The sequence below is a fragment of the Bradyrhizobium sp. 141 genome (genome assembly GCF_023074055.1).
Taxonomy (GTDB): Bacteria; Pseudomonadota; Alphaproteobacteria; order Rhizobiales; family Xanthobacteraceae; genus Bradyrhizobium.
Window position 1 is genome coordinate 1 of the sequence record NZ_JADPKR010000025.1, and the last position, 13,281, is coordinate 13,281.

Annotated in this window: 12 protein-coding genes; 3 read left to right on the forward strand and 9 right to left on the reverse strand. The window is 64.4% G+C overall.

All coding sequences use genetic code 11. The annotated features are described in order from the left end of the window. Positions 1 to 233: 233 nt before the first annotated feature. The 3 genes from ispG to IVA81_RS07410 are packed head-to-tail and all read right to left on the reverse strand — an operon-like array spanning position 234 to position 3,014. Complete coding sequence (gene ispG, locus IVA81_RS07400) at positions 234 to 1,517, reverse strand: flavodoxin-dependent (E)-4-hydroxy-3-methylbut-2-enyl-diphosphate synthase (protein WP_247314243.1); 1,284 nt, start codon at positions 1,515 to 1,517, stop codon at positions 234 to 236. Positions 1,518 to 1,529: 12 nt separating this feature from the next. Next, complete coding sequence (locus IVA81_RS07405; RefSeq protein WP_247314245.1) at positions 1,530 to 2,483, reverse strand: DMT family transporter; 954 nt, start codon at positions 2,481 to 2,483, stop codon at positions 1,530 to 1,532. 36 nt (positions 2,484 to 2,519) lie between these two features. Beyond that, positions 2,520 to 3,014, reverse strand: coding sequence for a transcriptional repressor (locus IVA81_RS07410; protein ID WP_247314246.1), 495 nt, complete (start codon positions 3,012 to 3,014; stop codon positions 2,520 to 2,522). Positions 3,015 to 3,171: 157 nt separating this feature from the next. On the opposite strand from IVA81_RS07410, the gene IVA81_RS07415 reads away from it, so the two are divergent. The 3 genes from IVA81_RS07415 to IVA81_RS07425 are packed head-to-tail and all read left to right on the forward strand — an operon-like array spanning position 3,172 to position 6,383. Next, complete coding sequence (locus tag IVA81_RS07415; protein WP_247314248.1) at positions 3,172 to 3,654, forward strand: MarR family transcriptional regulator; 483 nt, start codon at positions 3,172 to 3,174, stop codon at positions 3,652 to 3,654. Next, positions 3,647 to 4,810, forward strand: coding sequence for an HlyD family secretion protein (locus IVA81_RS07420; protein WP_247314250.1), 1,164 nt, complete (start codon positions 3,647 to 3,649; stop codon positions 4,808 to 4,810). The genes IVA81_RS07415 and IVA81_RS07420 overlap by 8 nt, the downstream gene beginning before the upstream one ends. A 16-nt stretch (positions 4,811 to 4,826) precedes the next feature. Then, positions 4,827 to 6,383: an MDR family MFS transporter gene (locus IVA81_RS07425; protein ID WP_247314252.1), complete on the forward strand. Its 1,557-nt coding sequence runs from the start codon at positions 4,827 to 4,829 to the stop codon at positions 6,381 to 6,383. 135 nt (positions 6,384 to 6,518) lie between these two features. Here IVA81_RS07425 and IVA81_RS07430 read toward each other — a convergent pair whose 3' ends face one another. The 6 genes from IVA81_RS07430 to pcaF form a co-directional block, all read right to left on the reverse strand. Further along, positions 6,519 to 7,580, reverse strand: a complete 1,062-nt coding sequence (locus IVA81_RS07430; RefSeq protein WP_247314255.1) for an ecdysteroid 22-kinase family protein — start codon at positions 7,578 to 7,580, stop codon at positions 6,519 to 6,521. A 76-nt stretch (positions 7,581 to 7,656) separates the two neighbouring features. Next, positions 7,657 to 9,345 (reverse strand): methyl-accepting chemotaxis protein, encoded by a 1,689-nt coding sequence (locus tag IVA81_RS07435; protein WP_247314257.1) that lies wholly within the window; start codon positions 9,343 to 9,345, stop codon positions 7,657 to 7,659. A gap of 243 nt (positions 9,346 to 9,588) precedes the next feature. Beyond that, positions 9,589 to 10,179, reverse strand: a complete 591-nt coding sequence (gene pcaG / locus IVA81_RS07440; protein ID WP_247314259.1) for a protocatechuate 3,4-dioxygenase subunit alpha — start codon at positions 10,177 to 10,179, stop codon at positions 9,589 to 9,591. Beyond that, positions 10,180 to 10,881: a protocatechuate 3,4-dioxygenase subunit beta gene (gene pcaH, locus IVA81_RS07445; RefSeq protein ID WP_247314260.1), complete on the reverse strand. Its 702-nt coding sequence runs from the start codon at positions 10,879 to 10,881 to the stop codon at positions 10,180 to 10,182. It lies immediately after the preceding gene. A gap of 94 nt (positions 10,882 to 10,975) precedes the next feature. Further along, positions 10,976 to 11,869, reverse strand: a complete 894-nt coding sequence (locus tag IVA81_RS07450) for a dioxygenase (RefSeq protein WP_247314262.1) — start codon at positions 11,867 to 11,869, stop codon at positions 10,976 to 10,978. Positions 11,870 to 12,072: 203 nt separating this feature from the next. After that, positions 12,073 to 13,281, reverse strand: coding sequence for a 3-oxoadipyl-CoA thiolase (gene pcaF, locus IVA81_RS07455; RefSeq protein ID WP_247314263.1), 1,209 nt, complete (start codon positions 13,279 to 13,281; stop codon positions 12,073 to 12,075).

The following is a 13,281-nucleotide window of genomic DNA, read 5'->3' on the forward strand; positions in this document are numbered from 1 at the left end:
GACGGCCACCGCGCCGATCCCGTACAGAAGCAAGTGCCCAGCGAGTGGATGACGCAAAAAGGGATTGACTAACCAAGGCCCGTTACAGAAGCCCGGATGGAGCGAAGCGCAATCCGGGGCCAATCGTTCCGCAGCGGCAAGGCGCCGGATTTCGCTTCGATCCATCCGGGCCACAAAAATAAGGCGGGTTACGCTGCGCGAACCCGCCTTACGATTCCGTTCTTGGAAGACGCCTACTCCGCTGCCGTCACTGGCACCTTGGCGCCCTGACCGTAGCGCTGGTCGATGTAGTCGATCACCAGCGCCTTGAAGTCGGCGGAGATCGTGGGTCCGCGCAGCGTGCGGAACTTCTTGCCGTCGACGAAAACAGGCGCGGCCGGCGCTTCACCGGTGCCGGGCAGCGAGATGCCGATATTGGCGTGCTTGGATTCGCCCGGGCCGTTGACGATGCAGCCCATCACCGCGACGTTGAGCTCCTCGACCCCGGGATATTTCGTCTTCCAGGCCGGCATCTCGTCGCGGATGAAATCCTGGATCGAGCGGGCCAGCTCCTGGAACGTGGTCGACGTGGTGCGGCCGCAGCCGGGGCACGCGGCGACCAGCGGCACGAAGGTGCGGAAGCCCATGGTCTGGAGCAGCTCCTGGCCGACCTGCACCTCGCGGGTGCGGTCGCCGCCGGGCTCCGGCGTCAGCGAGATGCGGATGGTGTCGCCGATGCCCTGCTGAAGCAGGATGCCGAGTGCGGCCGAGGACGCCACGATGCCCTTCGAGCCCATGCCGGCCTCGGTCAGGCCGAGATGGATCGCATAATCGGAACGGCTGGCGAGATCCTGATAGACCGCGATGAGATCCTGCACCGCCGAGACCTTCGCGGAGAGGATGATGCGGTCCTTGGGCATGCCGAGCTCTTCGGCGCGTGCGGCCGAAAGCAGCGCGGACTGCACCATGGCCTCGCGCGTCACCGCGCGCACGTCGCGCGGATTGGCGGACGCGGCATTCTCGTCCATCAGCTTGGTCAGCAGCTCCTGGTCGAGCGAGCCCCAATTGGCGCCGATGCGGACCGGCTTGTTGTTCTTGTTCGCGATCTCGATGATGTCGGCGAACTGGGTGTCGCGCTTGTCCTTGAAGCCGACATTGCCGGGATTGATGCGGTACTTGGCGAGCGCCTCGGCGCAGGCCGGATAGGCCGCGAGCAGCTTGTGGCCGATATAGTGGAAGTCGCCGATCAGCGGCGTGGTGATACCGCGCTTGGCGAGACCGTCGCGAATGTGCGGAACGGCGGCAGCGGCCTCCTCGCGGTCCACAGTGATGCGGACCATTTCGGAGCCGGCGCGCGCGAGCGCTGCGACCTGGGCGATGGTACCGTCGATGTCGGCGGTATCGGTGTTGGTCATCGACTGCACGACGATCGGCGCACCGCCGCCCACAGTGACGTCACCGACCTTGACCTGGGTGGTGTGATGGCGCGGCGCGGGCCCCGCGATGTCGGAATCGATGGTGGTTTCGGGCTTGTTCATGGGGTCCAAATATCAGGTTTTGGTGACGTTCAGCAATGCATCGCGCGGCGCCGCAGCCGTTGAGCTGGGACGGTTAACCAGAAAAAGCCCAGCAATTACAAGGACAGCCGCGGCTCCGAACGCCAGGCTCAAGGTGTCGTGCATGATGAAATAGCTACCCACCACGCCAAACAAAGGGGTGATGAAGGTAAAAGCCGACAATTTGCTGGCCGAATAGGCCTTCACCAGCGCGAACCAAAGCGTGAACGTGGTTCCAACCACCCAGATCGCCTGGAAGGCCATCAGGCCGAGCGATAGTGGCGCCGGCGTATGCGTGATGGTCTCGCCGAACAGCCAGGCCGCTAGCCCCAGGATCGGGATCGAAATGGCGACCTGATAGCCCAGCGCCTTCTCGGGCGCGGCGAACCGCAGCCTCGTGCCCTTGGCAACCAGCGTCGTCGCCGCCCACAGCGCGGCGCCACCGACGATCATGAGGTCGCCGAGCAGAACATGCGAATCGACGTTGGGCTGCGGCACGCCGATCGCGAGGGCGACGCCGGCAAAGCTGATGGCGAGGCCCAGCCATTGCGAGGCGCCGAGCCGCTCGCCAAGCACCTGGTAGGAGCCGAGCGCAACGAAGAACGGTGCGGTGTAGAGGAACACCACCGCGCGAGAGGCGGAGGTGAGGCGCAGCCCCTGAAAGATCAGCACGAATTCGACGCCGAACATCAGCCCCGCGATCAGGCCCGGCTTCCACGTGCCGTCATTCTCGAAGAATTTGACGCCGCGAAGTGTGCCGATGATGAACAACACCGGCAGCGCGCCCATCGAGCGGATCGTGGCCTGGAGCATCGGCGGGATGTCCGGCAGCACCAGCTTCACCGCGATCTGGTTGAACCCCCAGGTCAGGCACAGCATGAGCATCAGGGCGATGGCGCCGGCACTGAGGGGACGCGCGACGGATTGGTTGGCTTGTGGTGAGGACATGTCTTCCCGAAAAACCGGCTTTGCGCCGTTGTTGCTTTATGCAGCTTTCTGACAATGGGTGCAGACGCCCGTGACCTCCACCACGGACAATTTAGGAGCAAAGCCTGAGCTGCGTGCCGCGGCATTGAGATTCCCGGCGAAGGATGCCGATGGAATCTCGCCGACCAGGCCGCAGCGCTCGCAGATCAGGAACGCCACCGCCGAGGTCGCGTCGTGGTCGTGGGCGGCGCAGGCGAGGTAGGCGTTGCGGCTTTCGATGCGATGCACGAGGCCGTTGGCCATCAGGAAATCGAGCGCGCGATAGACCGTGATCGGCGCCGGCCGCGACATGGATTTGGCAAGCTCGTCGATCACCTCATAGGCGCCGAGCGGGCGGTGGCTGGAGAGCAGCGCTCCCAGCACCTGGCGGCGGATAGGCGTAAATTTCTGCGCGCGCTGCTCGCAGACCTCCTCGGCGTGCGCCAGCGCATCCGCGGTGCAGCGGCCGTGATCGTGATCGGGCGCGGGAAATGCCGATTTAGCAGGGGTCATGCGGCCGAGTTTCTAGCATTTCGGCGGGGGAACCTAAAGCACGACCAGCAATGCGGCGGTCAGCCATGCCATTGCAGCGGGACAGCGTCGCGTTAACCCGCCATGAAATAATCATAAGCTTGCTTATTATATGCCAAGCTTATTGGAGACCAAGCTCATGAGCCGCGGGTCTGTCGACCAGAATTTCCTGTTTACGCTGGGCGAGCTCTACCGCCTCTTGCGCGTCTATGCCGACAAGGAGGCATCGCGATTCGGCATCACCCGCGCCCAATGGGCGGTGCTGGCCAAGGTCGAGCGCAGCGAGGGCATGAAGCAGTCGGAGCTCGCCGAACTGCTCGAGATGCAGCCGATCACGCTGACCCGCATGATCGACAAACTCTGCGACAACGACTGGATCGAGCGCCGCAGCGATGCCTCGGACCGCCGCGTCAAGCGCCTGTATCTCAGGAAAGCCGGCCGGCAATTGCTGGGCCGGATGAGCGGGCTGAAGTCCGAGCTTACGGCCAACGCGCTCGACGGCATCACGCCGGCGGACGCCCATCGTCTCGTTACCCAACTCGAAACCATCAAGGAAAACGTGCGCACCGCGATCCAGACCAGCGGCGCGGAACAAGCACGTAAGGAGCAGCGCTATGGCTGACCAAGTTCTCAAGTTCCAGCCCGAGCAGAAGACCGACAGCGGCAAGCCCACCAAGAAAGCGGGCACCGATCCGCGCCGCCGCCTGATGGCGGGCCTGCGCCGCTACCGCCGCTTCCTGCTCCTGGTCGTGCTGCCTGTGATCGCCGTCATCAGCGGCGTCACCTTCTATCTCAATGGCGGACGCTATGTCGGCACCGACGATGCCTATGTCGGCGCGCAGAAGGTGCTGGTGACGCCCGACATCTCCGGCAAAATCCAGAAAGTCATCGTGAAGGAAGGCCAGTCCGTCAAGCGGGGCGACGAGCTGTTCGAGATCGACCCCGTTCCGTTTCGCCACGCGGTGGACGAAGCCAAGGCGCAGCTCGCGCAGGCCCGCACGACCTATGACAACCTTGTCGCCAACATCAAGATTTATGGCGACATGCTCAACCTCGCTCAGCAAGGCATCGATTTGAAGCAGCGCGACGTCGAGCGCAAGCAGGCGCTGGTGAAGAACAATTACGGCTCGCAGCTCGATCTCGACAACGCCTCGAATGCACTGGTGACTGCCGGCGCGCAGGCGCAATACATCAAGCAGCAGCTTTCCAACGCCAAGACGCAATTGCTCGGCGACCCCGCGTTGCCGCTGGAGCAATTCCCGTCCTACGCACAGGCGAAAGCAAAACTTGACGATGCCCAGCGCAACCTCGACCACACCGTGCTGCGCGCGCCGATGGATGGCGTGGCGACGCAGGTCGAGCAGATCCAGCTCGGCCGCTATGTCGCCGCCGGCACGCCGGTGTTTTCGATCATCGACGTCGCCCACCCCTGGGTCGACGCCAACCCGAAGGAGAGCGACCTCACCTATGTGACCGAAGGACAGCCCGTCACGCTCGAGGTCGACGCGTTCCCGAACCACGTCTTCAAGGGCAAGATCGGCTCGCTTTCGCCCGGCACCGGCGCGCAATTTGCGATCCTGCCGCCGCAGAACGCCACCGGCAATTTCGTCAAGGTCGTGCAGCGCGTACCGATCCGCATCTATTTCGACGAGACCGACAAATATGTGCGGAAGCTGAAGGCTGGCATGAGCGTCTATGCCACCATCGACACCGGCCATCAGCGCTCGCTGGCCGGCCTGCTCGGCCTGTCGGCGACAGCGAACCAAGACAAAGACTGAGTCAAGGACTGATCCGATGTCCGGTCCCAATGCCAGCTTGATGGTCCCCGGCCTGCGCCGGAACATGGTGACGATCTGCGCCATGACCGCGACCATCATGCAGGCGCTGGACACCACCATTGCCAACGTCGCTTTGCCCTACATGCAAGGCACGCTGTCGGCCTCGCAGGACCAGATCAACTGGGTGCTGACCTCCTACATCGTCGCCGCCGCGATCATGACGGCGCCGGTGGGCTGGATCGCCAACCGCTTCGGCCGCAAGCGCATCTTCATCATCTGCTCGGCCGGATTCACCATGGCCTCGGTGCTGTGCGGCCTTGCGCAGGACATCAACCAGATGGTGCTGTTCCGCCTGCTGCAAGGCGTGTTCGGCGCGGCCCTGGTGCCGCTGTCGCAATCGGTCATGCTCGACTATTACACGCTCCAGGAGCGCGCCAAGGCGATGTCGATCTGGGGCATGGGCGTGATGATGGGTCCGATCATGGGACCCTCGCTGGGCGCCTGGCTGACCGAGACCTATTCCTGGCACTGGGTGTTCTTCGTCAATCTCCCGTTCGGCTTCATCACCGTGCTCGGGCTGATCGTCTTCATGGATGAGACCGACAAGAACCGCAGCCTCAGATTCGACTGGTTCGGCTTCGCGGCGCTGGCGGTTGCGATCGGCTCGCTTCAGCTCGCGCTCGACCGCGGCGAGCAATTGGGCTGGCTGGAATCCAACGAGATCCTGGCGGAGTTCATCGTCTCGGCGGCCGCGTTCTACTTCTTCCTCGCGCACTCCTTCACGACCTCGACGCCGTTCATCCGCTTCGGCCTGTTCCGCGATCGCAACTTCGTCACCGGCTGCATCTTCATGGTCGTGATGGGGCTCGTTCTGTTCTCGACCATGGCGCTGGCCTCGCCCTACATGCAGAACGTGATCGGCTATCCCATCATCACCGCCGGCTTGCTGCTGGCAAGCCGCGGCTTCGGCACCTTCTTCGCCATGATGCTGGTCGGTCGCATGATGCGCTATTTCGAGGCGCGCACGCTGATCATCGCCGGCCTGACGTTGACCGCGGGCTCGCTGTTCCAGATGACCGGCTGGACCGACCTGACCCAGGTGCCGGAGATCGTCACCGTCAGCATCATCCAGGGCTTCGGCTTCGGCCTCGTCTTCGTGCCGCTCTCGACAGTGGCGTTCCTGACGCTGTCGAACGATCTGCGCACCGACGGCACCGCGATGCTGACCCTGATGCGCAACGTCGCGAGCTCGGTCGGCATTTCCGTCGTCATCGCGCAGTTGACGCAGGGGACGCGGCGGACCTACGCGATCCTGTCCGAGCACATCAACCCGTTCAACCATGCACTCCAGATGCCCGACGTCAGCGGCATGATCAACCTGTCTACCGACACCGGCCGCGCCATGGCCGACAGGATGGTCAGCGTGCAGGCGCAGATCATCGCGTTCGCGCACGACTACCAGCTGATGATGGTCTTCATCCTCTGCACCATCCCGCTCGCCTTGCTGATCGGCTCGACCAAAGCCACGCTGCGCAAGCAAGCGGCGGGGCCGGAGCATGCGGTGATGGAGTAGTAGATCTCTCGTGCCCCGGACGCAGCGCAGCACGCAGTGATGTGCTGCTGAGCCGGGGCCCAACCCGCGGCACGATGGGTCCCGGTTCTGCGGCGCACCGCTACGCGCTGCACCGCGCCCGGGACAAGAGCAGCGCTACAACAACTCCTCACACCCCAAATCATCCACCGCCGCAAACACCCGCTCCAGATTATTCCACCAGATCACCGGCGGGATGTTGATGCTCCACTGCCAAACCGGCTTGGTGATGTGCCACAGCACCGACCGGCGATAGTCCTGGTCGAGTGCGCCCCGCGTATAACCGGCGACACCGTGCGCGATCAGCATCTCGTAGTAACGGTTCAGCAGTGGGCGTTCGAGCGCCTGCCGGCGCTCTGGGTACCATTGCGTCGCCATCATATAGGCAAGGTCGTGGGTCGGAATGTTGATGCGCCACTGATCGAAATCGAAGATGCGTACGGCGTCCGCGACGCCCGCGCGTGGCAGCAGGAAATTCCAGGTATGCGCATCGCCATGCGCAATGGTCACGTGGCGATGCGAATGGTAGCGTTGCAACAGCTGCTCCGCCTTCTCGATGAAGCGCTGGTAGAGGATGCGACGCTCATCGCTGAGACGGTCGCCGAGCAGATCGGCGAAGCGGTCGTAATGGCCAGCGAATTTCTCCACCAGACCCGCGGTGTCATCGACGCTCATCCAGGTACCGACGGTTTCACCCAAACCCGGATGGTCCCACCAGGATGCATGCCAGCGGGCGAGCGCGGTTACGATCGCCATCGCCTGATCACGCGAGGGCGGCAATGGCCAGGCGGCTGCGACGTCATGGCTGTCAGTGAGGTCCTCGAGCAGGAGATGCCAAGTCTGGCTCTCTTCGTCGAAATGGCCATCGTAGCAACGCGGCACGATCTGCGACGGCATATTCGGCGCAAGGCGGGTGTAGAAGGCCACTTCTAACCGACCGGAATTGGCCAGCGTCTTCGCGTAGGCCGAACGCGGCATCTTGAGGATAACGGAGTGCGGGGCGCCGGCGGATTCGCCGACATAGCGCAGGCCGAGACGGATGATATGCGACACGACGGTGTCGCGCTGGTGCAGCACCTTCACCTCGCGCACCGCGCCGGCGTCCAGCACGCCGCCCCGGCGCAACGCGGCCGTCAGTCGGGCGGGCTCAACGACCGCCGGCAATTGTGGAGATGTCATGAACCACGATGCCCCTGTCCCGCGCCATACTGCACGATCACACTCCCGGGCACCAGCGGCCGAAATGCCGCCGGGCTCAGGCTGCCGCGGTCGAGTCGCGCACGGTCCGCACGACGACCGACCGGAGCTGTTCGAGATTGGTCGACATGCCGGCGATCGCCTGTCTGACCTCCGCGGCGCGCTCGTTCACGGAGGCGGCGTCGCGGCTGACATTGCCGATCTTGGCCGAGACCTCCTTCGCCGCGGACGCCGATTCGGAAATCGACCGCGTGATCTCCCGCGTCGCGGCGTCCTGCTCTTCCATCGCGGCGGCAACGGAGGTCGCGACGCCGTCGATCTCGACGATGTGCCCTCCCATCGTCTCGACGGCATCGACCGCAGCCTGCGTCGAGGCCTGGATCTCGGCGATCAGCCGCGTGATCTCCTCGGTGGATTTGGCGGTCTGGTCCGACAGGGATTTCACCTCGGCGGCGACGACGGCGAAGCCGCGACCGGCCTCGCCGGCGCGCGCTGCCTCGATCGTGGCGTTGAGCGCCAGCAGGTTGGTCTGGCCGGCGATGCCGCCAATGAGGTCGGAGACCTCGGCGATCTTCTTCACCGATCCGGCCAGCGCCTGAATAGTCGAACGCGCCTGCTCGCGGCCGGCGACTGCAGATTTGGTGACCGTGCTGGTCCGCGCGACCTGGCTCGCGATCTCACGGATCGAGGCGCTCAGCTCTTCGGCCGCGGCCGAGACGGTCTGCGAGCTGCCAAGGGCCTGAGTGGAGGCCGCGGCGACCGCCTGCGACTGCGCGGAGAGCGAACTTGCGATCTCGGACAGGCTGGACGCCGCCCGCTCCACGCCATGGCTCGCCGCGGCCGCGGTGTCGACCGAGCGGCCGGTCTCGCGCTCGACTGTCTCGGCCATCTGGAGCAGGGCGCCGCGCTTGGCGAGCGTTGCCTCCTGCTCCTGCCGCAACTGCTCCTCGCGCAGTCGGGAATTCTCGACCGCCGCCTGCTTGAACACCACAAGCGCGCCCGCCATCGAGCCGACCTCGTCCTGACGGTGCGCGAAAGGAATATCGGCGGCGAGATCGCCGGTCGCGAGCTTCTGCATCGTGTCCGTCATGCGCACGATCGGGCGCACCACGCCGAGGGCAACGCCGAGCAGACCCGCGGCAATGAAGGCCAGGACGGCGGCGGAGACGCCGAGGAGGATGAAGAGCATCGAGCTGTCGCGATCCGCGGCCAGCTTTTCCATGGCGACATTCTGCTTGTTGGCGTTCTCGACGATGCTGTCGATCACGGCGCGATGCGCGGTGTAGGCGTCCTTGAGCTGCACATAGGCGCGTTCGGAAGCGGCTGCGTCCTTGGCCTTGAGGGCCGGCAGGAGCTGGTCCGACGCTTTCCAGAACTTCTGCACCTCGGCATCGGATTTCGACACCAGCGCCGTCTTCAGGTCGGCCGAGAGGCTGGAGGTGACCCAGAATGCCTTGCGCTCATCGTAATCCTTGCGCAGCTGGACCAGGCGTTCGCCGTGGGCGGCCAGCTGGTCCGGCTCGCGCATGGCCAGCGTCGCCTCGAGATAGGCCTCGATGACATATTCCGGTGGGGGCAGAATATCCGCGATGAGATCGTTGCCGAGCTTGATGTCGGAGTACAGCGGACCGCCCACCTTGAGCTCGCGTAGCGCATAGAGGCTGGTGGACACGACCGCAGTAAAGCCGATGGCGAGAACGATCCCGAACGCAATGATCGCGGAGGACAACGACAAACGAATTTTCATGAAAATAATCCAGAGCGCGCGCCAAAACCGCGTGAAGCCTAGATCAATGTGGTAAATACGGGATTGCCTCGCGGACAAGTTGCAAAAAGAATAGCTCCGCGAAACTACGGGAATTGGATGTCAATCAGTCGGTTTTAGGTCAGGGGGACTGACGCACAGCGAGCCGAGTGACGAAAGCCACGCGGGCGCGATTGCGCGGGATGAGAACTGGCGCCGGCGAGCTGGCTCACCGGCGCGCTTGTCTCACACGTCAAAGAACACCGTCTCGTTGTCGCCCTGCAGCCGCAGGTCGAGCCGGTATACCGACTTACCCACCTCGCGCACGGCGGTCAGCGTGGCACGCCGCTCAGTGGGCACCAGCGCCAGCACGGGATCGGCGGCGTTGCCGGCCTCATCGCTGAAATAGATGCGGGTGTAGAGATGCCGCAGCATGCCGCGGCCGAACACCGCAAGGAGGATGTGCGGCGCCTGCGGCTTGCCGTCGGGATCCGGCACCGCGCCCGGCTTGATGGTCTCGAACGCGTAATTGCCGTCCTTGTCGGTGCCGCAACGGGCAAAGCCGCGAAAGCTCGCATTCGGCAAAGCACGCTTGTCCTGCGGGTCGGCAAAGCGGCCTTGTGCGTCGGCCTGCCAGATCTCCAGCATGCAATCCGGAACGACAACGCCGTCGCCGTCGAACACGCGGCCTTCGATCCGGATGCGGTCGCCCGTGACATCGGGCGTGAGCGTCGAGCTGGTGAACGCGTCGTTCCAGGCGTAATCGCCATTCGGCGTCAGGCCGTATTTGAAGAACGGACCGACGGTCTGTGATGGGGTGATCCCGTTGTCCTGCACTTAATGGTTCTCCATGGGGGTGGCATTCTTGCCGCGCAGCACGACGTCAAAGCGGTAGCACAACGCCCATTCGGGTTGGGTATTCTCTAAGTCGAACGACGAGACCATCCGCGCCCGCGCCTTCTCATCCGGCACCGAGTTGAAGATCGGATCGAACGCGAACAGCGGGTCGTTCGGGAAGTACATCTGCGTCACGAGGCGCGTGACGAAGGAATGGCCGAACACCGACAGATGGATGTGCGCGGGACGCCAGGCGTTGTGGTGATTGCCCCAAGGATAGGCGCCGGGCTTGATGCTGACAAAGCGGTAGTAGCCGGCGGCATCGCTCACCGTGCGGCCTGCCCCCGTAAAATTCGGATCGAGCGGTGCCGGATGCTGGTCGCGGACGTGAACGTAGCGGCCGCAGGAATTGGCCTGCCAGATCTCCACCAATGAATTCGGGACGCCGCGACCGTCCTCGTCGCGCACATGGCCGTGCACGATGATGCGCTCGCCGAGCGGCTCGCCACTGTGCTGGCGGGTGAGATCGCTGTCGCCCTCGCGCACGGTCTCGTGGCCGTAGACCGGGCCGGTCAGCTCCGACAATGTGTGACGCATCGGGATCAAGGGCTTGTTCGGCGCGCGCTTGATCGAACTCTTGTACTCGGGCGACAGCGGCAGCGGATGCGCCTTGTTGCTGTCAGTGGGATAGATGAACGTCATTGGCGAACTCCTCCCCGGCCATTGTGGTCCGGCCGGTCAACGCTTCCGCCAATCATTATAGGATATAACTAATCTGGGGAAGCGGGTTTGAGCTCTATTTGATCGGCGGACGCGGCAGCACGGCTTCCCCGTCTTCGAGCCGATAGACATGGTCGAGCGAATACCAGGGCGCCGCGACATCGCGCTCGGTCGGATGCGGCGCGTCATGGCGCAGGAACTTGCCGATCAGCGCCTTCGTCACGCCGAACTGCACGTCGCTATCGATATGCGGATCGGCGGGGTCGTAGACTTGCGAGATCAGCACTTTGAATCCGGGCTTGAAGACCAGGGCGTGCAGGTGCGCGGGACGATAGGGATGCCGGCTCTGCGCCTCCAGAAGACGGCCGACCACACCATCGGTCGGAATGGGATAGCCGACCATCATCACGGAGCGGAACGAGAAGTCTCCGTCCTGGTCGGTCGTAAACTTGCCGCGCAGGTTCATGTCGGCCTGGTCGGGGTCCTGGTTTTCATAGAGACCAACCGGGGAGGCGTGCCAGACGTCGACCTCGGCGCCGGCAACGGGACCGCCGTCCTTGTCCACGACGCGGCCGTTGACGAACAGCGGCGCGCCCGGCGTTTCGGAGCGGACGATCGATCCGCCGTTCTCCACCCGCGGCGAGTTCAACCGCCAGAACGGCCCGAGCAGCGACTGATCGGTTTCCGTATTGCCCTGGTCGCCATTGTTGAGCAGGCATACCAGCGGGGAGACGCCGAGCGACCCCGCCATCAGCACGACTTCATTATGCGTGTCAGTCGAGAGCTTGCCGAGTTCGGCGATGACAGCCGTGGCGTCGCGGAATTCCTTCTCTGTCAGGCGAACGTCGCGGACGAAATCGTGCAAATGCTTGACCAGCGAGACCATGATCTGGCGAAGCCGCGGATCGGACGTCCGCTCCATCACCGCCAGGGCCGCGGCCGTGACGTCCTGCTCACGCTCGATGATCATGCTGACATTCTCCCTCTCATATCGGGGCGCGAGAGAAACGAGCGAACTCGGACTCTTCACCTCGCCCCGCTTGCGGGGAGAGGTCGGATTGCGAAGCAATCCGGGTGAGGGGGTACAGGTCCCACGACCATCTCATTTGCGGAGAGAGGCCCCTCACCCCACCCCTATCCCCGTAAGAACGGGGAGAGGGAGAGGAGAGACCGTCAGTTCAGCTTCTCGATCGCAACAGCGACGCCTTGGCCGACGCCGACGCACATTGTCGCGAGTGCGAGCTTGCCGCCGCGCTTCTCCATGCCGTGAACGGCGGTGAGCGCGAGACGCGCGCCGCTCATGCCGAGGGGATGGCCAAGTGCGATCGCGCCGCCATGCGGATTGACGAAATCGGCATCGTCAGCAACACCGAGCTGACGCATGCAGGCGATGCCCTGCGAGGCGAAGGCCTCGTTGAGCTCGATCAGGTCGAAATCGCTGATCTTCCTGCCGAGCCGTTCCATCAGCTTGCGGGTCGCGGGCACGGGACCAATGCCCATGATGCGCGGCGGCACGCCGGCCGAGGCAAGGCCGAGGATGCGCGCGCGGGGCGTCAGACCATGCTTCTTCACCGCAGCTTCCGAAGCCAGGATCATCGCGGCGGCGCCGTCATTGACGCCGGAGGCATTGCCGGCGGTCACCGTGCCGGGATTGCGCACGATCGGCTTCAGCTTGGCGAGACCTTCCAGCGTGGTCTCGGGACGCGGATGCTCGTCCTTGTCGACGGTGATCGGGCCGGCCTTGCCACCGGGAATGGTGATCGGGATGATTTCCTCCGCAAAATAGCCGGCGGCGATCGCTGCGCCCGCGCGCTGCTGCGAGCGGATGGCGAAGGCGTCCTGGTCGGCGCGTGAGACCTGGAATTCCTCGGCGACGTTCTCGCCGGTCTCGGGCATGGCATCGACGCCATACTGCGCCTTCAGCAGCGGATTGATGAAGCGCCAGCCGATCGTGGTGTCGAAGATCTCAGCCGAGCGCGAGAAGGCCTCCTGCGCCTTGCCCATCACGAAGGGCGCGCGCGTCATGGATTCGACGCCGCCGGCGATGGCGAGCTCGATCTCGCCGGAGCGGATCGCGCGACCTGCGGCTCCGACCGCATCGAGGCCGGAGGCACAGAGGCGATTCAAAGTCTGGCCCGGAACCGAATCCGGGAGACCCGCGAGCAGGAGCGCCATGCGCGCGACATTGCGGTTGTCCTCGCCGGCCTGGTTGGCGCAGCCGAAGAAGACTTCGTCCACCTGCGCCCAGTCGAGGCTCGGGTGCTTGGCCATCAGCGCCTTGATCGGGGCAGCGGCGAGATCGTCGGCGCGCACCTTGGCGAGCGAGCCGCCGAAGCGGCCGATCGGGGTCCGCACGGCATCGCAGATAAAGACGTCACGCAT